Source organism: Chitinophaga sp. SVR4-12A (assembly GCF_056754765.1).
In genome coordinates this window covers 1,046,409-1,070,090 of the sequence record NZ_JBPGWP010000001.1, presented here as the reverse complement: position 1 = coordinate 1,070,090, position 23,682 = coordinate 1,046,409, and the positions used below count along the sequence as shown (strand labels likewise).

The 23,682-nt window shown below is 50.4% G+C and carries 21 protein-coding genes; 8 read left to right on the top strand and 13 right to left on the bottom strand.

From position 1 onward, the window contains the following. Window positions 1-41 precede the first annotated feature (41 nt). The gene (locus ACR9Y8_RS04215; RefSeq protein ID WP_481211983.1) at window positions 42-3,353 is read left to right on the top strand and encodes a tetratricopeptide repeat protein; all 3,312 of its coding nucleotides are present in this window, start codon (window positions 42-44) and stop codon (window positions 3,351-3,353) included. Window positions 3,354-3,449: 96 nt separating this feature from the next. Here the strand turns inward: ACR9Y8_RS04215 and ACR9Y8_RS04210 are convergent, their stop codons facing one another. From ACR9Y8_RS04210 to ACR9Y8_RS04175, 8 genes are all read right to left on the bottom strand, one after another. Beyond that, complete coding sequence (locus ACR9Y8_RS04210; protein ID WP_481211982.1) at window positions 3,450-3,761, bottom strand: DUF59 domain-containing protein; 312 nt, start codon at window positions 3,759-3,761, stop codon at window positions 3,450-3,452. Window positions 3,762-3,789: 28 nt separating this feature from the next. Continuing rightward, window positions 3,790-4,215: a SufE family protein gene (locus tag ACR9Y8_RS04205; protein ID WP_481211981.1), complete on the bottom strand. Its 426-nt coding sequence runs from the start codon at window positions 4,213-4,215 to the stop codon at window positions 3,790-3,792. Between the two features lie 104 nt (window positions 4,216-4,319). Then, a complete protein-coding gene (locus tag ACR9Y8_RS04200) occupies window positions 4,320-5,567 on the bottom strand; it encodes an aminotransferase class V-fold PLP-dependent enzyme (RefSeq protein ID WP_481211980.1) in 1,248 nt (415 codons plus the stop codon). 12 nt (window positions 5,568-5,579) lie between these two features. Beyond that, on the bottom strand, window positions 5,580-6,899 hold the full coding sequence (sufD, locus tag ACR9Y8_RS04195; protein ID WP_481211979.1) for a Fe-S cluster assembly protein SufD: 1,320 nt from the start codon (window positions 6,897-6,899) through the stop codon (window positions 5,580-5,582). Window positions 6,900-6,912: 13 nt separating this feature from the next. Further along, complete coding sequence (gene sufC, locus ACR9Y8_RS04190; protein ID WP_481211978.1) at window positions 6,913-7,680, bottom strand: Fe-S cluster assembly ATPase SufC; 768 nt, start codon at window positions 7,678-7,680, stop codon at window positions 6,913-6,915. Window positions 7,681-7,794: 114 nt separating this feature from the next. After that, a complete protein-coding gene (gene sufB / locus ACR9Y8_RS04185; RefSeq protein WP_481211977.1) occupies window positions 7,795-9,240 on the bottom strand; it encodes a Fe-S cluster assembly protein SufB in 1,446 nt (481 codons plus the stop codon). A 158-nt stretch (window positions 9,241-9,398) separates the two neighbouring features. Next, window positions 9,399-9,725, bottom strand: coding sequence for a HesB/IscA family protein (locus tag ACR9Y8_RS04180; protein WP_481211976.1), 327 nt, complete (start codon window positions 9,723-9,725; stop codon window positions 9,399-9,401). Window positions 9,726-9,754: 29 nt separating this feature from the next. After that, window positions 9,755-10,336, bottom strand: coding sequence for an NADPH-dependent FMN reductase (locus ACR9Y8_RS04175; protein ID WP_481211975.1), 582 nt, complete (start codon window positions 10,334-10,336; stop codon window positions 9,755-9,757). A 156-nt stretch (window positions 10,337-10,492) separates the two neighbouring features. Here ACR9Y8_RS04175 and ACR9Y8_RS04170 point away from each other — a divergent pair, with 156 nt between their 5' ends. Further along, window positions 10,493-11,134, top strand: a complete 642-nt coding sequence (locus ACR9Y8_RS04170; RefSeq protein ID WP_481211974.1) for a helix-turn-helix transcriptional regulator — start codon at window positions 10,493-10,495, stop codon at window positions 11,132-11,134. Between the two features lie 324 nt (window positions 11,135-11,458). Here ACR9Y8_RS04170 and ACR9Y8_RS04165 read toward each other — a convergent pair whose 3' ends face one another. The 3 genes from ACR9Y8_RS04165 to ACR9Y8_RS04155 all read right to left on the bottom strand — a co-directional run bounded on the left by ACR9Y8_RS04165 (window position 11,459) and on the right by ACR9Y8_RS04155 (window position 13,635). Beyond that, window positions 11,459-11,872, bottom strand: a complete 414-nt coding sequence (locus ACR9Y8_RS04165) for an EamA family transporter (protein ID WP_481211973.1) — start codon at window positions 11,870-11,872, stop codon at window positions 11,459-11,461. 9 nt (window positions 11,873-11,881) lie between these two features. Next, on the bottom strand, window positions 11,882-12,376 hold the full coding sequence (locus ACR9Y8_RS04160) for an N-acetyltransferase family protein (protein ID WP_481211972.1): 495 nt from the start codon (window positions 12,374-12,376) through the stop codon (window positions 11,882-11,884). Between the two features lie 173 nt (window positions 12,377-12,549). Continuing rightward, the gene (locus tag ACR9Y8_RS04155) at window positions 12,550-13,635 is read right to left on the bottom strand and encodes an AI-2E family transporter (protein WP_481211971.1); all 1,086 of its coding nucleotides are present in this window, start codon (window positions 13,633-13,635) and stop codon (window positions 12,550-12,552) included. Window positions 13,636-13,843: 208 nt separating this feature from the next. Between ACR9Y8_RS04155 and ACR9Y8_RS04150 the strand changes: the two genes are divergently transcribed. Then, complete coding sequence (locus ACR9Y8_RS04150; protein WP_481211970.1) at window positions 13,844-14,935, top strand: family 20 glycosylhydrolase; 1,092 nt, start codon at window positions 13,844-13,846, stop codon at window positions 14,933-14,935. 207 nt (window positions 14,936-15,142) lie between these two features. On the opposite strand, the gene ACR9Y8_RS04145 is transcribed toward ACR9Y8_RS04150, so the two are convergent. After that, the gene (locus ACR9Y8_RS04145; protein WP_481211969.1) at window positions 15,143-16,072 is read right to left on the bottom strand and encodes a helix-turn-helix domain-containing protein; all 930 of its coding nucleotides are present in this window, start codon (window positions 16,070-16,072) and stop codon (window positions 15,143-15,145) included. Window positions 16,073-16,314: 242 nt separating this feature from the next. Between ACR9Y8_RS04145 and porG the strand changes: the two genes are divergently transcribed. The 4 genes from porG (at window position 16,315) to ACR9Y8_RS04125 (ending at window position 20,452) form a co-directional block, all read left to right on the top strand. After that, window positions 16,315-17,181 carry a type IX secretion system protein PorG gene (gene porG, locus ACR9Y8_RS04140; protein ID WP_481211968.1) on the top strand — a complete coding sequence of 289 codons (867 nt, stop codon included), beginning with the start codon at window positions 16,315-16,317 and terminating at the stop codon, window positions 17,179-17,181. A 485-nt stretch (window positions 17,182-17,666) separates the two neighbouring features. Beyond that, complete coding sequence (locus tag ACR9Y8_RS04135; protein WP_481211967.1) at window positions 17,667-17,972, top strand: hypothetical protein; 306 nt, start codon at window positions 17,667-17,669, stop codon at window positions 17,970-17,972. A gap of 100 nt (window positions 17,973-18,072) precedes the next feature. Next, window positions 18,073-19,992: a menaquinone biosynthesis decarboxylase gene (locus ACR9Y8_RS04130; protein WP_481211966.1), complete on the top strand. Its 1,920-nt coding sequence runs from the start codon at window positions 18,073-18,075 to the stop codon at window positions 19,990-19,992. After that, entirely contained in the window at window positions 19,964-20,452 is a 489-nt protein-coding gene (locus ACR9Y8_RS04125) for a DUF6265 family protein (protein ID WP_481211965.1), read from the top strand. Before ACR9Y8_RS04130 ends, ACR9Y8_RS04125 begins: the two co-directional genes overlap by 29 nt. Window positions 20,453-20,603: 151 nt before the next feature. On the opposite strand, the gene ACR9Y8_RS04120 is transcribed toward ACR9Y8_RS04125, so the two are convergent. After that, window positions 20,604-22,187, bottom strand: coding sequence for a peptide chain release factor 3 (locus ACR9Y8_RS04120; protein WP_481211964.1), 1,584 nt, complete (start codon window positions 22,185-22,187; stop codon window positions 20,604-20,606). Between the two features lie 185 nt (window positions 22,188-22,372). On the opposite strand from ACR9Y8_RS04120, the gene ACR9Y8_RS04115 reads away from it, so the two are divergent. Beyond that, window positions 22,373-23,620, top strand: a complete 1,248-nt coding sequence (locus ACR9Y8_RS04115; RefSeq protein WP_481211963.1) for an ABC transporter permease — start codon at window positions 22,373-22,375, stop codon at window positions 23,618-23,620. The last annotated feature ends 62 nt before the right edge of the window (window positions 23,621-23,682 follow it).

The window sequence follows — 23,682 nt, the reverse complement described above, 5'->3', positions numbered from 1 at the left end:
TCAAACGTGTAAAATTTCAGCACACAATTCAAACAGTCTATATGGAAGTTAAAGCCTGGCATGAGACGGTCCGCATCCCTACCTATGGCATCGGACAACCGGAGAAGCATCCTGTTTTCCTCGAAAAAAGAGTTTACCAGGGCAGCAGCGGTACCGTATACCCGTACCCGGTAGTAGAGAAGATCCTCGACGAAAAGACAGACCAGGAATGGCAGGCCGTGTTCCTGGAAAATGATTACCTGCAAATCATGATCCTGCCGCAGTTGGGCGGCCGCATACAAAAAGCCTATGATAAAGTGCGGCAACGGCATTTTGTGTATCATAACGAGGTGATAAAGCCCGCACTGGTGGGACTTACCGGCCCCTGGATCTCCGGCGGTATAGAGTTTAACTGGCCGCAGCATCACCGGCCCGGTACTTATGAGGCGGTTGACTGGACCATCGAACATTTTCCTGACGGCAGCGTAACCGTATGGTGCAGCGAGCTGGAACGCATGTTCCGCACCAAAGGTATGGCGGGTTTCACCTTACATCCCGACAAGGCTTATCTCGAAATAAAAGTGCAGCTGTACAACCGTACGCCATTACCGCAAACCTTCCTGTGGTGGGCCAACCCGGCAGTGCATGTGAATGAGCATTACCAGTCTGTTTTCCCGCCGGATGTGCACGCCGTGTTTGATCATGGTAAACGGGATGTATCCCGCTTCCCTGTGGCCACGGGTACCTATTACAAAGTAGATTATTCGCCCGGGGTAGATATCTCCCGTTATCGCAACATTCCGGTGCCTACTTCGTATATGGCCATTACGTCTTCCTATGATTTTGTAGGAGGCTACGAACATGACTCGCAGGGCGGCCTGCTGCATGTGGCCAATCATCACGTATCACCCGGCAAAAAACAATGGACCTGGGGTAACAGTGATTTCGGGCTTGCATGGGACCGTAACCTGACCGATGTTGACGGCCCGTACATTGAGCTGATGTGCGGCGTATACACCGATAACCAGCCGGATTTTTCCTGGCTGATGCCTTATGAAGAGAAAAGCTTTCAACAGTACTTCATGCCTTACAGCCAGGTGGGCATGGTAAAGAATGCCAGCAAAGACCTGGTGCTGAACCTGGAGCTGAACGAACATACCGCCGGCTTTAAATTATATTCCACCGGTAAATTTCCGCAAAGCAAAGCGGTACTGTATTACCAGGGCAGGGAAGTGTGGAGCAAGGTGATGGACCTCTCGCCTGCAGGATACGAAGAAACGGAGATCCCATTGCAATACAGCCATAATGCCACAGACTACCGTATATGTATATACGACCAGCAGGGCAGGACCATGCTGGAATGGCAACCGGAGCCGGACACTATCAAACCCATGCCACTACCCGCTGTCGCTGCAAAGGCGCCGGGCGAGATCGCACAAATAGAGCAGCTATATCTTACCGGTCTGCACCTGGAACAATACCGGCATGCTACTTACGATCCTGTTGCTTACTACCAGGAAGGCCTGCGCCGCGATGCAGGAGACGTGCGCTGTAATAATGCGCTGGGCAAATGGTATTTGCGCCGCCTGCTCTTATCTGAAGCAGAAAGCTGTTTCCGCAGCGCTATTGATACACTCACCACGCGCAATCCCAACCCCTATGACGGTGAACCGCTTTACAACCTGGGATTAAGCCTGCGTTGGCAGCAACGGATCCCTGAAGCCTATGCCGCTTTCCATAAAGCGGTATGGAACGCCGCCTGGCAGGCCGCCGGATACTATCAGCTGGGAGTCATCTCAGCGATGCGGCAACAATGGGAGGTTGCACTGGATGAGGCCACCCGCTCATTACATGTTAACTGGCATCATCATAAAACAAGGCATCTGCTGATCTCCATCCTGCGTAAACTGGCTAAGCGCAACGCAGCACTGGAATGGGCCAATGCTTCACTTGAATTGGATCGCTTCAATGCAGGCGCACATTTCGAAAAATACCTGCTTACAAAAGACGAAAGCGTATTGAAGGAACTGCAACAGCTGTTGCGTGGTAATATCCATCATTACATGGAATACGCACTGGATTACCAGGCTGCCGGCATGTATGCCGAAGCCCTGCAGTTCCTGCAGCTGGGCATTGATGAGCAGCAGGAAGTATATCCTTTGGCGTGGTACTTTATGGCGTCCATCGCCTGGGAATCACGGGATGAACTGGCGGCGCACGCTTACTGGAAGAAGGCCGCGCAGGCGGCGCCTGATCATTGCTTTCCCCATCAGCAGGAAGCAGCGCTGGCTTTACAGCTGGCCATGCAGCAGCACCCCGAAGATGCGAAAGCGCCTTATTACCTGGGCAATTACTGGTACCATTTCAGGCAATATGAGCAAGCGATCGCCTGCTGGGAAAAGTCGCGTGAGCTGGACGACCGTTTCTCCACCGTGCACCGCAACCTGGCCCTGGCATTGTTCAACAAACGGCAGCAACCTGCGGAGGCAGTTATCAGCCTGGAAAAAGCCTTTGCCCTGGATGAAACGGATGCACGGATCCTGATGGAGCTGGATCAGCTGTACAAGCGCCTTAACAAGCCAGCGCTTTTCCGCCTGGAACTGCTGGAAAAGTACCCCGCACTGGTAAATGACCGCGACGACCTGTACCTGGAGAGGATCACCCTGTATAACCTGCTGGGCCGTCACGAGGAAGCGTATAAGCTGTTAATGGCGCGCAATTTTCATCCCTGGGAGGGTGGTGAAGGTAAAGTGACCTTCCAGTACCTATACAGCCTTATTTCGATGGCTAAAGCGGCTATACGGGTAGCCAACCACCAGGAAGCGCTGGAGCTGCTGGAAAAGGCGCGGCAATATCCGCACAACCTCGGGGAAGGCAAGCTGTATGGCGCACAGGAGAATGATATCGATTACTGGAGCGCCTGCGCGTATGCAGGGCTGGGGCAAACCGCCAATGCTATTGCCTGCTGGGAAAGGGCCGCCACAGGTCAATCTGTACCCGCCGCCGCAATGTACTATAATGATCAGCAGCCTGATAAGATCTTCTACCAGGGACTGGCCCTGCTGCAGCTAAATCGTAAAGGAGAAGCCGGCAGCCGTTTCAATAAACTGATCGACTATGGAGAAGCGCACCTGTTTGACGACGTGAAGATCGATTACTTTGCCGTATCTCTGCCGGATCTGCTGATATGGGATGATGACCTGAACAAGCGTAACCGTTTGCATTGTTATTACCTGATCGGCTTAGGACTGTTGGGGCAGGGCAAAACGGAGCAGGCAAAGGCCATGTTTGAGCAGGTGTTAGGAACGGACAGCTATCATATCGGCGCGCATATACACCTGGCTATGTCAGCGCGCAGCACGCAATTAAGCTAAAGCGAGCGGGCGTAAGAACGCCTGGGTTTAATATACAAGGGGCTAAGCGAAAGCTTAGCCCCTTTGTGTTGTTATTATAATGTCTTTAGTATCAGCTTAAAGGAAACCCAGTTCCAGCCTGGCTTCTTCGCTCATCATTTCTTTGGTCCACGGCGGATCAAAGGTAAGGTGCACATCCACATCGGAAACGCCTTCGATGGCGCGTACTTTCTGGTCTACTTCCATTACGATGTCGCCGGCTACGGGACAGCCGGGGGCGGTCAGGGTCATGGTAATACCTATCCTGTTGTTCTCACCGATCTTGATCTCATATACCAGTCCCAGCTCAAAGATATTCACCGGGATCTCCGGGTCATATACGGTTTTGAGCGTTGCTTCAATTTGATCTCTTAGTAAATCCCCTTCCATTTCAATTGTGTGTTTATCTGTTTTCAGATCAGTTGGCTTGTTTGGCCATATAGGCTACGGCGTAGAGCTTCATCTGTTTGAGCATGCTCAGTAACCCGTTGGAGCGGGTGGGGGACAGGTGATTGCGCAGGCCGATGGCGTCAATAAAATAAATGTCGGTAGCGGCGATCTCCGCGGGCGTGTGGCCGGAAAGGGCGGAGATCATCAGGCTTACCAGGCCTTTGGTAATAACAGCGTCGCTGTCGCCGGTGAAGAACAGCTTTCCGTCCTTCAGCTCTGTGTGCAGCCACACCCGTGACTGGCAGCCTTTAATGAGATTGTCGTCCGTTTTATACTGTTCGTCTATCAGCGGCAATTCTTTTCCCAGTTGAATAATGTATTCGTATTTATCCATCCAGTTTTCCATGAGGGAAAAGTCCGCTATCAGCTCGTCCTGTTTTTCGTTGATCGTCATTTCAAAAAGTTTGAGGTTTGAAGTTTGAGGTTTGATGTTTGAAGCCAGTAATCTTACTTGGCATACTTGTACTGAACCTCAAACATCAAACCTCAAACTTCAAACTATTTTAACATGGCGGCGCCCCTGTTCACTGCTGCTACCAGCTTGTCTATATCTTCGAAGGTATTGTATACAGACAGGGAAGCGCGTACGGTGCCGGGGATCCCGAAGAGGTCCATCAGCGGCTCGGTACAGTGGTGGCCGGTGCGAACGGCAACTCCCTGTTTGTCCAACAGCTCGCCCAGGTCGTAAGGATGGATCTCATCTACCAGGAAGGAGATGGAAGCGGCGCGGTGAGCGGCCTGGCCGATGAAGCGGATGCCTTCTACCTGCTGCAGTTGCTGCAGGGCGTATTCCTGCAGCTGTTCTTCCCAGTGTGCGATCTTATCGATGCCGATCTGTGTTACATAGTTCAGGGCTGCTTCCAGGCCGATGGCTCCTGCAATATGCGGGGTACCGGCTTCGAACTTGTAGGGCAGCTCGTTATAGATGGTTTTAGCGAAGGTAACCGTCTTGATCATATCGCCGCCGCCCTGGTAGGGAGGCATTTTATCCAGCCATGCTTCCCTGCCGTACAGCACACCGATACCGGTGGGGCCGTATACCTTGTGGCCGGAGAAGGCCAGGAAATCGGGCTGCAGTTCCTGCACGTCGATGGCGATATGCTGTATACCCTGGGCGGCGTCCAGCAGCACGGGAATGTTGCGGGCGTGCGCCTGTGCGATGATCTCGCGTACAGGGTTCACGGTACCCAGTGTGTTAGACACATAGGTAACCGCTACTATCTTTACTTTATCGTCCAGCAGTTTGCTGAAAGCGTCCATACGCAGTTCGCCGCGCTCGTTGATCGGTATCACTTTGAGCTCGGCGCCTTTTTCTTCACAGATGATCTGCCAGGGCACAATGTTGGAATGGTGCTCCATGGCGGAGATCAGCACTACATCGCCTGCCTGCAGGTATTTGCGCCCGAAGCTGCTGGCAACAAGGTTGATGCCGTCTGTAGTGCCTTTGGTAAAGATGATCTCTTTTGAATGTGCAGCGTTGATATATGCCGCTACCGTTTTGCGGGCCTGCTCATAAGCTTCTGTGGCCTGCTGGCTCAGCTGATGCACACCGCGGTGCACATTGCTGTTATAGCCTGCATAGTATTGGTCCAGTGTATCCAATACTACCTGTGGTTTCTGGGTGGTGGCAGCATTATCGAGATAGACCAGCGGTATGCCATATACGCTGGCCTGCTGCAGCAGCGGAAAATCTTTTCTTATGCTCTCTACATCAAATCCTGTTACTGTTTCTGGTACGTGCTGCATGGTTTATAATTCTTAATTATTAATGGTTACGCCGCTCACATACTTCCTGATCTGTTCTGTCAGGTGATGTTGCAGGGCGGGGATATGCACCTTGTCGGTGATATCGAAGGCGAATGCATTCACCAGCAAAGTCTTGGCAGCTTCTTCGCCAATGCCGCGGGCGCGGAGGTAGAACAGCGATTCTTCGCTGAACTGGCCAACGGTGAACCCGTGGGAACATTTTACGTCGTCTGCAAAGATCTCCAGCTGCGGCTGTGAGTTGATGTCGGCCTTTTCGCTCAGCAGCAGGTTGTTGTTCTGCTGGAAGGCGTTGGTCTTCTGTGCATCCTGGTGTACATGGATACGGCCGGTGAATACGCCATTGGCGTTATCCAGCAGTACGCCTTTATACAGTTCGTTGCTGTTGCAATGCGGCTGCAGGTGATCCACAAAGGTGTGGTTATCTACATGCTGGTTGCCGGTAGCGAGGTACAGGCCATGAAGGTCTGTTTCTGTATAACTGCCGTTCAGCGCTACGCTCAGGTTATTACGCACCAGCGTTGCATGCGGCAGCGTAAAGTTATAGTGATGGTAACGGCTGTAGGTTTGCTGACTGGCGGCAGTCTGATAGATATGACGGCTGTTGGGCGACATATCCTGGAGGTTGTAGTGCCAGATCTCGGCATTATCTTCCAGGATGATCTCGCTTACGCTGTTCACGAAGGCAACTGCACTATCATGCAGGCCCAGTGCGCTTTCTATTACCGTAGCAGACGCGCTGGTATGCGCTACCCACAGGTGGCGGGGTTGCAGGAAAGCGTGTTGGGACACCGTATATACGTGTACGATATGCAGTGGTTTATCCAGCACGGTGTTCGCTTTCAGCTCGATAAAGAGGCCGTCTGCGAACAGGGCGGTGTTCAGTGCTGCAAAGGGCTGATCTGCCAGGTGGGGATGTTTATCAAAATAGCTCTTGAAGGCTTCCTGTTTGGAGGCTTCGGAGAGCTTAGTGATGGTAAATCCTTTCACTTCGGGCAGCTGAGACAGTTGGGGCTGCAGGTGACCGTTCACCAGTACCGCTTTATAGCAGGAGAGGCCGTGAATGAACGCGGGCTCTACCTGGGCAGCTGTTACCGGGGCGGCTTGCTGCTGCAGCACAAAAGGCTGTTCTTTCAGGATCCTTTGTATGTTGGTATAACGCCAGGCTTCTGATTTCAGGTCGGGCAGTCCCAGGGTTCTGAAACGCCCGAGCGCATCTTCCCGCAGGGAATACAGGGCGTCTTCCTTAGGTGTAAGCCCGTTACCCCCTTCGAGGATATATTGGTAGAATGGTATCGTAATATCGCTTGTCATTGTATTATGCTAATTAAACGGACTCTTTCTCGTGAACTACGGTTTCTTTCAGCCAGTCGTATCCTTTTTCTTCCAGCTCCAGTGCCAGCTCTTTGGTACCGGTCTTTACGATGCGGCCGTCATACAGTACATGCACGAAGTCGGGCACGATGTAATCCAGCAAACGCTGGTAGTGGGTGATCACTAAGAAGGATTTGTCTGCGCTGCGCAGTTTGTTCACGCCGTTTGCCACGATGCGGAGTGCGTCGATATCCAGGCCGGAGTCTGTTTCATCGAGGATACCCAGTTTCGGGTCCAGCATAGCGAGCTGAAATATTTCGTTCCGTTTCTTTTCACCACCGGAGAACCCTTCGTTGAGGGAACGGTTCATGAGGTTGGCGTTAAAATCAACCAGTTGTTGTTTTTCTTTTGTCAGCTTCAGGAATTCCTTGGCTTCGAGCGCGGGCAGACCTTTGTAAGCCCTGATCTCGTTGAGTGCAGTTTTCAGGAAGTGCAGGTTGGAAACACCTGGTATTTCTACAGGGTATTGGAAAGCCAGGAACACGCCTTCGCGGGCGCGGTCTTCGGGGGACATTTCCAGGAGGTCTTTCCCGTCGAAGATCACTTCACCCTGGGTGACTGTATAATTTTCGCGCCCTGCCAGCACAGAAGCCAGGGAGCTTTTGCCGGAACCGTTGGGTCCCATAATGGCATGTATCTCTCCCTTGGGAATCTCGAGGTCAATGCCCTTCAGAATTTCTTTTCCTTCTACTTCTGCGTGCAGATTTTTAATCGTCAGCATGATATTGTTTTGTTCTCTGTTGTTTTAATTAACAATTAATAGTGAATAATTAATAATTGCGGTTAGGCTTGGTACTTGCTTCACTATTATTAATTTTTAATTATCCATTATTAATTATCCTACGCTGCCTTCCAGCGTGATGGACAATAATTTTTGCGCTTCCACGGCAAATTCCATGGGCAGCTGGTTTAATACTTCCTTGGCGTAACCGTTCACGATGAGGGCTACTGCCTTTTCGGTATCGATACCGCGCTGGTTGAGGTAGAAGATCTGGTCTTCACCGATCTTGGAGGTGGTAGCCTCGTGCTCAACGGTAGCGGATTTATTGCGTGACTCGATGTAAGGGAAGGTATGTGCGCCGCAGCGGTTACCTATCAGCAGGGAGTCGCACTGGGTGAAATTACGTGCGTTGTGTGCACGTGGTCCCACCTGTACCAGTCCGCGGTAGGTATTATCGCCTTCACCGGCTGAGATACCTTTGGAGATGATCCTGCTTTTGGTATTACGGCCGATGTGGTGCATTTTGGTACCTGTGTCAGCGATCTGCCGGTTACGGGTCACTGCCACGGAGTAGAATTCGCCCTGCGCATCGTCTCCCTGGAGGATCACGCTGGGATATTTCCAGGTGATGGAAGAACCGGTTTCTACCTGTGTCCAGGATATTTTACTGCTCTTACCTTTACAGATGCCTCTTTTTGTTACGAAGTTATAGATACCGCCTTTGCCTTCTTTGTCGCCGGGGTACCAGTTCTGTACGGTAGAATATTTGATCTCAGCATGTTCCAGTGCGATCAGTTCCACTACTGCGGCGTGCAGCTGGTTCTCATCGCGCATGGGGGCGGTACAGCCTTCGAGGTAGCTTACATAGCTTTCATCATCTGCTATGATGAGCGTACGTTCAAACTGTCCGGTGTTTTGTGCATTGATACGGAAATAGGTGCTCAGCTCCATGGGGCAGCGCACGCCTTTGGGGATATATACGAAAGAGCCGTCGGAGAATACCGCGGCGTTCAATGCAGCAAAGATGTTATCGGAGTGGGGCACTACGGAGCCCAGGTATTTCTTGACCAGGTCTGGGTGGTTTTTCACTGCTTCACCAAAGGAGCAGAAGATAACGCCCATTTCGCCCAGCTTTTCTTTAAAGGTGGTAGCAACGGACACGCTGTCGAACACGGCATCTACGGCCACGCCGGAGAGGGCTTTCTGTTCGTTCAGGGGAATGCCCAGCTTTTCGAAGGTAGCGAGCAGTTCAGGATCTACTTCATCCAGGCTGGCCAGCTGCTTCTTCTTTTTAGGAGCGGCATAGTAGGACACGCCCTGGAAGTCGATCTCAGGCATTTTAAAGTGCTGCCATCTGGGCATCTGCATCTTCTTAAAGGCCTGGTATCCTTTCAGGCGCCATTCCAGCAACCATTCAGGCTCTTCTTTTTTGGCGGATATAAAACGGATGGTGTCCTCATTGAGGCCAGCAGGCGCTATATCCATTTCAATATCGGTGGTAAAGCCGAACTCGTATTCCTTGTTGGCTATATCATCGATTATTTCGTTACTGTTTCTCATACAACTTTTTAACTGTTCGAGGTTTGAAGTTTGAGGTTTGAGGTTCGTTTGAGGTTAGAGGTTCAGGACAGGTACGCCGTATTGGACAACTGGTTCTGAACTTTTAACTTTTAACGAACCTCAAACATCAAACTTCAAACATCAAACTTTTATATTTTTTATACTGCAAAACTTTCCCCGCAGCTGCAAGTTCTTGTGGCGTTGGGATTATTAAAGTAAAGGCCTTTACCATTGAGGCCGTCAGAGTAATCGAGCTCTGTACCATAGAGATACAGGAGGCTTTTCATCTGCACCGCAATCTTAATGCCTTTGTCTTCAAAGATCTGGTCGCCCGGCTTCTGTTCTGCTTCAAACACCAGTTCGTATGAAAGTCCGGAGCAACCGCCGCCTTTCACTCCAACACGTACAAAAGTGCCCGGTACATGGTTTTCTTTTACCATGAGGTCTTTTATGTAGGTGCTTGCTTTTTCTGAAACGGTAATCATCTTTATATCTAGCTTTTAGCTGTTAGTTATTAGCTGTTAGCTGCCTGAAGCAGCTTGTTTATACTATTATTGTCTTTGCATTCAGACAGCAAAGTTATCATTTGATCGAACTTATTCCTATAGAGGGTGGAAAAGTCACCGGTTTGCGGATCATACAGGTGGTCTTTCAGTACAGGGACTGAAAAAGGGAGGACCCAGGCCCGCAATGCCTTTGCCACCGCATCCATGGCATTAATACCCTGCATGGCCTGTGAGCCGTTGGCCCAACTCACCAAAGCTACGACCTTTCCGGTTAAATAGGGACGGCCGTGGCGGCTGGTTAGTTCCAGCCAGTCGAGGGCATTTTTCATCACGCCTGTCATGCTCCCGTGGTACAGGGGCGTGAGCCATACCTGCAGGTCGGCTTCGCAAAAGGCGTTGCACATGTGCTGTACGGCTTCGGGCGTTTCCTGTTTCAGCGGATCAAAGAACGGTATGGCTGCGTCAGCCAGGCTAAACACACGGGGTGCGAAGCCTTTTTCCTTTAATTGTGCCTCAAAGTAACCGGTAATCTTACCGGCTGTGGCATAGGGCCGGTCGTCCATTGTACCGTTGAATATCAATACATTCATTTAATGACCTTATTATCAATAGGTTAAATTGTTATGAAGGTATACCCTTAGTTGATCGTACGTGCAAAGGTCGTATAAACCTTACAACAATATTTTTTTAACTAGTACAAAATTACGACATTTGACAATAAAACAAGTAATAACTTGGAAAATTATATGCCAAAGATCAAAGCAGCAGCTGACCGGTTTCTGGTATTATTAAAGACCCGTGGACCGCAAACAGCCGCTTCCCTGGCCGCCGAGCTTGGCATAACAGGGGAGGGTGCGCGTTTGCAACTACTGAAACTGGCGGAAGAAGGGTTAGTAGCTGCTACAACGAGCTCAAGGGGAGTAGGACGGCCTGTGCAGATCTGGAGCCTGACTGCCCAGGGAAATGCGCATTTCCCCGATACACATGCCGAACTGAGCCTGCAACTGATGAATACCATTAAAAAGGAGCTGGGTCAGGAGGCGTTGGACCAGGTGATCGTAGCCCGGGAGCATAGCCAGCTGGAAAAATACCGTGCAGCTTTAACAGGAATTACCGATATAGGAGAAAAAATAGCCCGTTTTGCCACCCTGCGTACCGCTGAGGGATACCTGGCGGAGTGGAGAAAGGAAGAGAACGGCTATACTTTTATTGAGAACCATTGCCCTATCTGCAGTGCAGCCGCCCAATGCGACAATATCTGTTCTTCAGAGCTCAGAACCTTTGCCACCATCCTGGGTGATGAGGTGAGCGTAACCCGTACTGAGCATATTTTGGCGGGGAATCGTTGCTGTATTTACCGGATCACATATACGGACCAATTAGTGTAAGCGCTCATACGCTTTTTACCAGGGAAGCATGCGCTTTTACCTGGAATAGTATGCGCTTTTAGTAGGGGTAGCGTAGGAATAGCACGCAGGTGGTGTGCCTACAAACTGCCTGCTAAGCACAGACTAAGCACCAACCAGGTACTTACTAAGCACTGACTAAGCACTTACTAAACTCCCACTAAGCTGGTACTAAATTAACACCAGGAGCATTCGGCGTGTAAACGGCCAGGGAAACCTATGTAGAAGCGGAGGTCAGGTGGATGTAAGGTGGACCTGAGGTGGACTTGATGCGGGTTTAAATTGTATCAGTTCCAGATCAGTCCCCTAGAAGATCAGGACTAAAGTGCCGCTGATAATCAGCAGGGCCCCGATGGCTATTTTCCAGGTAAGGGCCTCGTGCAGGAAAATAACAGAAAGGGCGATGGTGAGCGCTACACTTAACTTATCTACCGGGGCTACCTGCGACACTTTTCCCACCTGCAGCGCTTTGAAGTAAAAGATCCACGAAAGACCGGTGGCGATACCGGAGAGGACAAGGAATAATAAACTGTGTTTTGAGATACTGTTAATCCCTTTCGCTTCACCGCGGAAGATGACAATGCCCCAGGCGACGATCAGTATAATAATGGTACGGATACCGGTAGCCAGGTTGGAATTGATCTCAGATACGCCGATCTTGGCGAAGATAGCCGTCAGGGCGGCGAAGAGAGCGGAGAGTAAGGCGTAGATCCACCACATGAGACTAAATTAAACTTTCTTCCCTAATATCTTCAGGCTCCTTTTTACCCCATCCAATTCTGCAATATCAGGCAGGTTTGCCCATTCTTCAAAGCCCATATTCAGGAACAGCTGTATGCTGGGCAGGTTGTGTGCAAAGATAAACCCGAGCAGGGTAGACACGCCCAGTTTAGGACATTGTTCCATGGCATAGGACAGCACGGCCTTGCCCAGTCCCTTACCACGGAAATCAGGATGCAGGTAGATGCTGATCTCCACGGTACCGTCGTAGGCCGGGCGCCCGTAAAAGGAATTAAAGCTGACCCAGCCGGCGGTTTGTCCATCTAACTCTACCATCCATAAAGGACGCTTTTCCGGTGTATGCACATGGAACCAATTTTGACGGCTTTCAACCGTAACGGGAGTGGTATCTGCGGTAACCATCCGTCCGGGGATGGTGGTATTGTAAATGTCAACGATCACAGGCAGATCGGAGAGTAGTGCGTTTCGGAAGTGAAGGGACATAGGTTTAAAAGTCGTTAGTCGTTAGTTGTTAGTCGTTAGTCGTTAGTCGTTAGTCGTTAGTCGTTAGTTGGCAGTTGACAGTTGACAGTTGACAGTCATGTGCCGAGCGTAAAATTACAAAGTATTCACTCATTGCGCCTAACTGTCAACTGTTAACTTTCAACTGTTAACTTTCAACTGTCAACTTTCAACTTCTTTTTTTTCGGCTTGGCTGGCAGCTCGCCTAAGAGGATGGCCCAGGGCTGCATCGGCTCGATATGTTCAAAGATGATCTTCAGCATGGCGATGATAGGGATAGCCAGGAACATGCCGGGGATGCCCCACAGCAGGTTGCCGGTTACCACGCCTACAAGGGTGACAAGGGCATTGATCTTCACCTTGGAGCCCACTATGCGGGGCAGCAGGATGTTGCTGTCCAGGAAGTGAACGATGAGCAGCGCGATGCCTACCTGCAGGCTGGCGCCCGGTGTACCGGTGGTCAGCGTGATCACCATGCAGATGATGGTAGCCGTAATAATGCCCAGGTAGGGAACGAGATTGAACACGGCAGCCATTACGCCCAGCAGGGTGGCATATCTGATGCCCAGGATCCAGAAGATGCTGCAGTTCAGGATGGCCACTACCAGCATTTCTATCATTAATCCGCTGGCGTAGCTTCTGATAATGAAACGTGTTTGTGCAATCACATCCAGCAGCTTTTCCCTGTGCTGCTCCCGGAACAGTCGGATCAGGAAAGTGATCAGCAGGGAGCGGTACAGTAATATAAAGAAGGAGTAGAGCAGTACGAACACGAAGAAGATCAGCAGGGAAGACACGGCGCCAAAGGTCTGGCTCAGGAAGGTGGTGGCAGACCCAAGTGTGCCCAGGGCAAATTGCTCCAGGTAATCCATTTGTTTGTGCGCGTTAATGTGGAACCTTTCGTTTATCCATACCTGTAGGTTGTCGAGGCTCTTCATGAGCTGTTGCTGCAGGTTTGGGAAGTCAGACAGGAAGGCGCCCATTTGTGAGGTAAGCAGGGCCAGCACGCTTGACAGACCGACCACGAATACGAGCACGGAGATGAATGCCGCCAGTCCGCGGGAGCAGCCCCAGTTTTCCAGCCGGGAAGCCAGGGGCAGCAGCATAATGGCCACCAGGCTGGCAAATGCCAGGGGAATGGTAATGGCGGCGCTGAACCGGGCGATGTAGACGATCAATATCAGCGCCAGTAAAGTAAAGGCCAGGCGGGCATTAAAGGGCAGCTTGTGCTCGGTCATCATGGATAAATAATTTTTGCCAAAAGTAATCTTTAAAATTTGAGGTTTGAGTTTCGTTAAAGGTTGGAAGTTAGGGAATAGTAGTTTCCTACGGCACACTCGTCCATAACCTTTAACTTCCAACGAACCTCAAACGGCAGACTTCAAACCTCAAACTTTTTTTGTAGTTTGGCTTTTATCGTCATCAATTACTTAACAAACTACGATCCACATGCAAAAACTGCTATCCCTTTTGTCGCTGTGCGTGTTACTGCTCATCAGCCATCATAGCCGTTCCCAGGCGCGGCTGACAGACAGCCTGCCGGTGCGGGGCTTCTGTATCGCGGCGCCCCGGGCGGCCACAATGAATGAGTTCATCAGGTTTATCAATGAGGAGCTGGCGCCCCGTAATATCAATACCCTGGTACTGCGTGTAGATTATAATTACCAGTATCAAAGCCACCCCGAGCTGAGTGACTCAGGTGCCTTGTCCAAACAGGATATAGGAAAGCTGGTAAAGGCTTGCCGGGCGCATAATATCCGGCTGATCCCGCAGGTGAACCTGCTGGGGCATCAGTCCTGGGCGGGTTCTATCGGTAACCTGCTGCGGGTATACCCGCAATTTGATGAAACCCCGCAGGTAAAGATGCCGGAAAAGTATGTATGGCCTAACCCCGACGGGCTGTATTGCAAGAGCTATTGCCCGCTGCACCCTGAAGTGCACAAGGTGGTATTTGACCTGGTGGATGAGATCTGCGATGTGTTTGAGACCAATGCCTTTCATGCCGGGATGGATGAAGTGTTCTATATAGGCGATGATAAATGTCCGCGTTGCGGCGGCCGCGATAAAGCCGAGCTCTTTGCAGGAGAAGTATGGACGCTGCGTAATCACCTGTCGCAGAAAGGCCGTCAGCTCTGGATATGGGGCGACCGTATGCTGGATGGCAAAACTACGGGCATGGGTATGTGGGAAGCCAGCATGAACAATACACACCGTGCTATTGACATGGTGCCAAAGGATATTATGGTATGCGACTGGCATTATGATAGGCCTGATAAATCGGCGGTGCTTTTTGCGATGAAAGGTCTGCCGGTGATCACTTGTCCATGGCGTAAGCCGGATGTAGCGGTAACACAGGTAGAAGATATGATCAGTTTCCGCAAGGGTGCAACGAATGAAACAAAGCCGATGTACCAGGGCATTATGCAAACGGTATGGTCTCCGGCGGAGGCGTTTTTGAATGAGTTTTATGGAAAGGGGAAGATGGGGAAGGATACGGTGAATACGCAGAGTAATTGTTTCAGGGCGGCGTTTGTGAAGTAGGCGTTGGAGTTGTAACAGCCGGTGGCAAACAGGTCTCCCTTCCCGCCATTGCGAGGCCCGGAGGGGCCTGTGAAGAGCGGGCCCGAAGCAATCTTTTAGCTAATCTTCGCGGAGGTTGTCTTAAAAGATTGCTTCGTCGCCCCACGCTCATTTCCTGCGCTGCGCCTCGCAATGACGGGACTTAAAGGCGCGATTTCAAACCTCAAACTATAACAGTTGCTTCATGTAAGGGATGTATATTTCGACCAGGTTCGGACCGGTGAAGGAGATAAAGAAGTGATTGCCGCTCATCTTATAAATACCTTCCCTGCAGCAGCGGTTAATGAAATCATACATTGGTACACCGGCGGTGGCAAAGTCTAAGGGTACCTGGAGGCGGAGGTAGTTACCGCCGTTCATGCGTTTCTGTATGAGGAGCGGAAACTGCGCGGCGATCTGGATGTGCGCCCTGGTTTCTTTCACGGGCACACAGATGCCTGCATACATGCTTAGTTTTTCGTAGTTGGTAACGGGTACGGCATCGAGGGTGCCGGTAATGATCTTGCCCTGGGGCAGGTCCAGCATGTCGAGCATTTTGCGGAAATGCTGTTCATGATAGCTCATTTTCATGACCAATTGGGCGATAGGGTCTTTACCGTAGGAAACCAGGGTATAGTACAATATCGTATCCGGCAGGATTACGTGCTCGGCGCGGTCGAAGCTAAAAAGATTGGCCAGGTCGGCGCCCTGCTGGGCAAAGGCTGCGGTGATCATCGCCGTCATTTCCAGCGTTCTTTTTTCATTGGGCAGTTCATCTATTTTACGAAAGCCGCGGGGACTTCTGCCGAAGTGCCCTGAAAAGGCTTTGGTAAAGGCCGCCATGGTAGCATAACCGCAAAGGTCCCCGATCTCACCTATATTATAGCCGCTATGGCGCAGCAAGCCGGCTGCCAGCTCCAGGCGATGCCGTTTTACATACTGCCAGTAAGGCTCGCCCATGATCTCTGCAAAAATGTGATAGAAATAGGAGTAGGAGATGCCCAGCCATTCTGATACGTCTTTCATGTTAAAGGGGTCTGTCACATGATCATCTGCATATCCCAGCCCTCTCAGGGCATGTAGTTCCATTTGTTCCTTGGTTGGTGATTTGGGCTTCATCGGTTTTATGATGGTTTAGTGAGGTTAGCTCAATTACCACTTAAGGCGTTAATGCACAGGTTGTTATAGATGAATGTTATCGTATTACAAATCTGCTAATTGGCAATAGCTAAAATTAACGTATTTGTAATGAAATAAGAAAAAATTATTACATGGGAATTGAAAACTATAACTTTATACTTTTTTTCACATTTTAAACGTTATTAACATTAAATTCATTGGCCTCTAAAAAACCTTATCAGTTGAAAAAGATTACCTGGATACTATTGCTTTCATTCCTGGCACCACTCAGCGTTTTTTCACAAGATTGGCATGTAGGCGGTTTTCTCGGCATCAGTAATTACAGCGGGGACCTATCAGAGTCCAGGGTAGATATGAAGTATACCCGGCCTACTATCGGCCTGATGGTTAAAAGAGACATCAACCGTTATTTTACGGCTCGCCTGGGCTTTCAGTGGGGACGTGTAGCCGCTGCAGATAGCACCAACGAAAGCAAGGCGTTGCTGGCCCGTAATCTCAGCTTCCGTTCCGTATTGTGGGAGGTGAACCTGATCGGTGAGTTCAATTTCTTTGATATTTACGAGAAGGGTTATACGCCGTATGTGTTTGCGGGTATAGCAGGGTTCAGCTTTTATCCTACCACTACGGATTCCATGGGTAACAGCATTCCCCTGCGCCGTTTGAACACGGAAGGGCAGGAGCTGCCGCAATATCCTGAAAGGAAGCAGTATTCGCTGAACCAGTTTGCCATTCCTTTCGGGGCAGGCGTTAAAGTGTTATTGAACGATCGCTGGACCCTGGGCCTGGAAATCGGCCTCCGTAAAACCTTTACTGATTACCTGGATGATGTAAGTAAGACTTACGTAGACGAGGCTACTTTGCGCAATGCTTTCGGGCAACGTTCAGTTGATTATGCCTATCGCGGTGATGAGATCAAGGGTAACAAGGCGGGCGTTACACCGGGTACTTATCCGGCAGACGGCACCATCCGTGGGTCTGATAAATATAAGGACTGGTATATCTTCAGCGGATTGACTATCACGTATCGCTTTGGTGGTGATAATAACCGCTGGGGAAGGCAGAAGTTCTCTACTTGTCCGAGATACTAAAAATAGCTACTGGCTTTTAGCTTTTAGCTTTTAGCGTTTAGCCATTAGCGCAGAGAGGCTTTAACGGCATTTGCTAACGGCTAATAGCTAATAGCCAACAGCTTCTTTGGCATAATACTTGTTAATAGTGGAGCGTAATTTTCGCCCCCAACAAAGTCCACATAAAAATGATATCCCGTCCGCCATCTGGTTGACGGGATTTTTTATTTTGGCATACTCTTTGAATTATATGTGTTAGAACAGGTAAAACAAGAAGCGAAAGACCAACGGTAAAGCCCCGAAGGCCTGAAACCGCGAAGATAGTAAGTCTCAAGAGTATTACAGTTGGACGCTTCTATACCTGTTTTAAAAGGTTTAATGCACCATAACTATAAAAACGAAACGAAAACTATCAGCCAACAAGCCGAATCCGCCATTAACCTTTCTTAGGTAGCACATACCGATTTACAAACACCAATTTCCCGAAGAACTAAAAACTGAACAGCATGAAACGTTTATTATTAATGATGCTGCTGTTGGGAGGCGTTGTATTGTCCTCTCAGGCGCAGAGATACTACGATAACGATGGTTACAGAGGCCGTGGACATTACAAGAAGCACTGGAAAAGAGACCGTTGCGACGACCGCGGTTACTATGGCGGCTATTACCGTGAAGACTGCAGGCCGAGAAGGGTAGTGGTGTATGAACGTCCTGTTTACTATGCACCTCCTCCGCCGCCCCCGCCGCCGGTGGTGTATTATCCCAGCAGGCCGCGTGTAGTGGTGAACGCAGGGATCTCTATTATCCATTAGAAAAGATTATGGCTTAGAATAATCTCAACAAAGGGTCTGCTCTCCGGAGCGGGCCTTTTTTATGCCATAATTTTGACCTTACTTTGTCTTTTCATTTGCCATGTCATACAAGCATTTAAAACATTTCATTGATACGCTGGAAAAAGCGGGGGAGCTGGTACGTATTAAAACCTATGTAGACCCGAAACTGGAGATCGCAGAGATCACCGACCGGGAAAGCAAATCGCCCGGAGGGGGCAAGGCCCTTTTATTTGAGAATACGGGCTATGATTTCCCGGTACTGATCAACTCCATGGGCAGCTACAAGAGGATGTGCATGGCGCTGGGCGTACAGGAGCTGGATGATGTAGCAGTGGAGATCGAAGGGCTGTTCAAAATGCTGTCTAAACCCAAGGAAAGCATCCTGGATAAATTGTCTATGCTCCCTAAACTGAGCCAGTTCGCCTCCTGGATGCCCAAAGTGGTAAGCGGAAGGGGTAGCTGCCAGGAAGTGATCATGGCGGAGCCCGACCTGGGCAAGCTGCCGGTGATGCAGTGCTGGCCTAAAGATGGCGGCCCCTTTATCACCCTGCCGGTGATCCATACCAAAGATCCCAATAATGGCAGCAGGAATGTGGGCATGTACCGCATGCAGGTGTTCGGCAAAGACCTTACAGGGATGCACTGGCATAAACATAAAGTTAGCGCGAAACATTTCTCTGAATATAAGAAACTGAAAAAGCGTATGCCGGTGGCCGTTATACTGGGCGGCGACCCCGTATACACCTATTCTGCTACCGCTCCCTTGCCGGAGAATGTAGATGAGTACATGCTGGCCGGTTTCCTGCGTAAGAAGAAAGTGGAACTGGTAAAATGCATCAGCCAACCCGAGCTGGAAGTACCTGCAGACGCCGATTTTGTGATAGAAGGATACGTAGACCCCGAAGAAGAACTGATCTGGGAAGGGCCTTTCGGCGATCATACCGGTTATTATTCGCTGGCCGACTGGTACCCACGCTTTCATGTAACCTGTATCACCCATCGTAAGGATGCCGTATATCCCTCTACGATAGTTGGTATTCCTCCGCAGGAAGATGCCTGGATCGGCAAAGCCACGGAACGCATTTTCCTGGCGCCCATTAAAATGACGCTGGTGCCCGAGATCGTGGATATGGACATGCCGGTGGAAGGCGTATTTCACAACCTGGTGATCGCGCAGATCAAAAAAGATTATGCAGGGCAGGCGCAGAAAGTGATGAATGCCATGTGGGGCGCCGGACAAATGATGTTCAACAAGATACTGGTGGTGACAGATGAAGGCACCGGTATACAGGACTACCGCCAGCTGGCGCAGTATGTTTTCCGCCACCTGAACCCGGCTACAGACATTTACCTGAGCCAGGGCCCCATGGATGTGCTGGACCATTCCTGTTCCAAGATGGGCTTTGGCGGCAAAATGTGCATAGACGGAACAAAGAAATACGAGGAGGAAACAGATGACAACTACGAATGGCCCGCTACGAAGCAGGCTTTCAACGAAGCGGTGATCAAAGAACGTTTCCCGGAAATAAAAGGCGTCAACGCTGCTTTACTGGCGCAGGATATTCCCGTGCTGCTGGTATCTGTACAGAAAAACCGCCCGCATCACGTACGGGAGCTGAACGAACGCCTGTTCGAGCTGCCGGAGATGAGCGGCATCAAGCTGGTGCTGTATGTAGAGCATACCGTTGACGTAGGCGATCTGCCATCCGCTTTATGGCGCTTCTGCAATAACCTGGATCCGAAGCGCGATAGCTTTGTGGTACATCAGCCTTTGCCAAATGGCAAAAAAAGAGGCGGCATGGGACTGGACGGTACGCTGAAAACCCGTATCCTGGACAACTTTGAGCGCGACTGGCCCAATATCATCGTGGCAGACGACGCTACCATCCGCAAGGTAGACGATAAGTGGGCGGAACTGGGCCTGGGGCCTTTTATGGCGTCTCCGTCGCTGAAATATAAACACCAGATATATGGAGAAGAAGCGGTGGTACAGCAGTAGCCTGCTGGTGGCAGTACTGCTCTGCAGCAGCCTGAGCGCCACAGCGCAGGTGAACGCTGAGAATTTCAATTACCTGTACCGGCTGATAGGCACCTGGAGTATGCGTACCCCTCAAAGCGTTATCACTGAACAGTGGCAGCGCCTGAACGATACCACCCTGCAGGGCCATACCTGGCGTATCGTAGGAAAGGACAGCTCTCTGCAGGAGACCATGCAGCTGGTGCGCAGCGGTAATGATATTTATTACATACCTACGATACGAGATCAGAACAATGGGCAGCCGGTATCGTTCAAGCTGCGGGTGTTAAAGCTGGTAGGATTTATAGCAGAGAACCCCGCGCATGATTTTCCGCAGAAGATCACGTATAGGTTTAAAGATGAGGATCACCTGGATGCGAGGGTAGAAGGGAAGCAGGGGAATACGAGGGGCGAGGTGATATTCAGGTATGAGAGAAAATGAGTTGAACAAATTGTTATAGAAAAGTTTGAGGTTTGAGGTTTGAGGTTTGAAGTTTGAGGTTCGTTAAAAGTGAAAGGTTCAGAACAGGCGTGCCGTCCTGGACTGCTTGTCCTGAACCTCAAACTTCAAACGTCAAACTTCAAACTTTCCTTTATTTATGTATCTCCGAAGTAAAATGAAACTCTATCTCCGGGTTATTTGTCCTTTCTGTATTCAGATACCATTCTGACTGGGCCAGGTATACCAGGTGTCCGTCCTTATCTTCCACTATATTCGCCTGCTTAAAGCGGATGAAGTCTTCGATCTTCTGTTTGTTGCCGGTGATCCAGCAGGCTTTGTAGAAGGGTAGGGTATTGAACTGACAAGCGGCGCCGTATTCCTGCAACAGGCGGTACTGGATCACTTCAAACTGGAGGTCGCCCACGCAGCCAATGATCTTGCGGTTGCCGCCATGCTGGGTAAAGAGCTGGGCCACGCCTTCGTCTGTCAGCTGGCGGATGCCTTTTTCCAGTTGTTTGGTCTTCATCGGGTCTCTGTTCACCAGCTCTTTGAACAGCTCGGGAGAGAAGCTGGGGATGCCGGTGAAATAGAATTCTTCCCCTTCGGTAAGGGTATCGCCGATCTTGAAGTTACCGGTATCGAAAAGGCCTACTACGTCGCCGGGGTAGGCATCATCTACGATGTTCTTTTCGCGGGCCAGGAAGCTGTACGGGTTAGCGAAACGTACATCCTTATCGAGCCGCACGTGGTGATAGAACTTATTACGCTCAAAGCGGCCGGAGCATACACGGAGGAAGGCGATACGGTCGCGATGGCGGGGATCCAGGTTTGCGTGGATCTTGAACACAAAGCCGCTGAACTTCTCCTCGTCCACTGCCACGGGCCGGGTACTGGCTTCGCGGGGGCGGGGGGTAGGAGCGATTTCTACGAAAGTATCCAGGAGGTCTTTCACCCCGAAGTTGTTCACGGCGCTGCCGAAGAACACGGGGGCGAGTTTGCCTTCGAGGTAGGCCTGGTTGTCGAATCCGTCGTACACGCCTTCGATCAGTTCCACGTCGTTACGCAGCTGGGCTGCGTCCTGGGCATTGAAATGTTCGTCTATATAGCTGCTGGTAAGGTCTTCCAGCGGAACGATATCTTCATCCGTCGCCTTTTTGTTGGGCAGGAAGGATACAAAGCTTTTGTTATAGAGGTTGTATACGCCTTTGAAATCGGTGCCGCCGTTGATCGGCCAGCTGAGGGGGCGTACGCGGATATTAAGCTTTTCTTCCAGTTCGTCCAGCAGGTCGAAGGGGTTTTTACCGTCGCGGTCCATTTTATTCACGAAAATGATCACGGGGGTATCGCGCATGCGACATACTTCCATGAGCTTCCCGGTCTGCTCTTCCACCCCTTTTACGCAGTCGATCACCAGCACCACGCTGTCTACCGCGGTCAGGGTACGGTAAGTATCCTCGGCAAAGTCTTTGTGACCGGGGGTATCGAGCAGGTTAACCAGGGTATCCCTGTATTCGAAGGTCATTACGGAAGTAGCCACGGAGATACCGCGCTGCCGTTCAATTTCCATAAAGTCGGAGGTAGTGTGTTTCTTGATCTTATTGGATTTCACGGCTCCGGCAGTCTGGATAGCGCCGCCGAAGAGCAGGAATTTCTCCGTTAGGGTGGTTTTACCGGCATCCGGGTGGGCTATAATGGCAAATGTTTTCCTTTTGTTGATCTCGCTGGCGTACTTCATATTATAAAATGGCTGCAAAAATAAGAAAAAACTGGTTTGATGTCTGAGGTTTGAGGTCTGAGGTTCGTTCGAAGTTGAAGGTTCAGGACAAATATGCCGTTACAGGATACTGTTCCCGGACTTCTAACCTTTAACGAACCTCAAACCTCAAACCTCAAACTTCAAAAATTGATTATATTTGGAATATGTTAGCTACCATCAAGATACTATGGAATAGCCTTAAAATGGCCCTGCAGGAGCTGCGCGTGAATAAACTGCGTACATTCCTTTCCCTGTTGGGCATTACTATCGGCATATTCTGCATTATAGCCGTATTCACCGTAACAGACAGCATGGAGAAGAATATCCGCAGTGATGTACAGTCGCTGGGCAGTGATGTGATCTATATCCAGAAATGGCCCTGGGGCGGTGGTGGTGAGTATCCCTGGTGGAAATACATGAACCGCCCGGAGCCGCAGTTCAAAGAGCTGCAGGTGATCCAGGACCGCGTTAAGAGTGCATCTGCATCCGCTTTTGCTTTTTCCGTTTACAGCAAGAAGATCGAGTATAAGGACGATTATATGGATGGAGTGGAGATGATGGCGGTAACGCAGGATTTTGAAAGGATCCAGCAGCCTACGATCATCAGCGGGCGGTATTTTACCGGGAATGAAAGCGGGGCTAATGTAGTGATCCTGGGCGCCAATATCTGGGAGGGCTTGTTTGGCAGGGCAGAAGCGGCGCTGGGCAAGACCGTACAGGTAGTGGGCCGTCCCTGCAAGGTGATCGGGCTGCTGAAGAAGAAAGGAGAGAGCCTGCTGGGAGGCATCAATTATGACAACGCCGTGATCGTACCTTATATGTATGGGCGTACCATTGTGGATGAGCGCCGTTTCAGCGATCCTTACATTATGGTAAAAGCTGCCGCCGGGGTGGATCTGGGGCAGCTGAAAGATGAGCTCAAGGGCACCCTGCGTGCTTTTCACCGTTTACGGCCCCGTGAAGACGATGATTTTTCCATGAATGAGATCACCACGCTCAGTAGTAACCTGAACGGCTTATTTGCGGCGTTAAACCTGGGCGGAGGCCTGATCGCGATCTTTGCATTGATCGTAGGCGGTTTTGGCATTGCCAATATTATGTTTGTGACTGTTAAAGAGCGAACCAATATCATCGGCCTGAAAAAGGCCATCGGCGCACGCCGCAGCGTTATCCTGATGGAATTCCTCCTGGAAGCCATCGTGCTTTGCCTGATAGGCGGAGGGCTTGGGCTGCTGATCGTATATATCGGCACCGTACTGGCCAGTGGTAGCCAGAGCTTTGACATCAGCCTGACGGCCAAGAATGTGATACTGGGCCTGAGTATTTCGGGCGTGGTGGGCATAGTGGCGGGGTTCATACCGGCGTTCTCGGCATCCAAGCTGGATCCGGTAGTGGCTATTAGAAGTAATTAGTTGACAGTTGACAGTTGTCAGTAATTAGAGCAACTGTCAACTGACTGACAACTGACAACTGT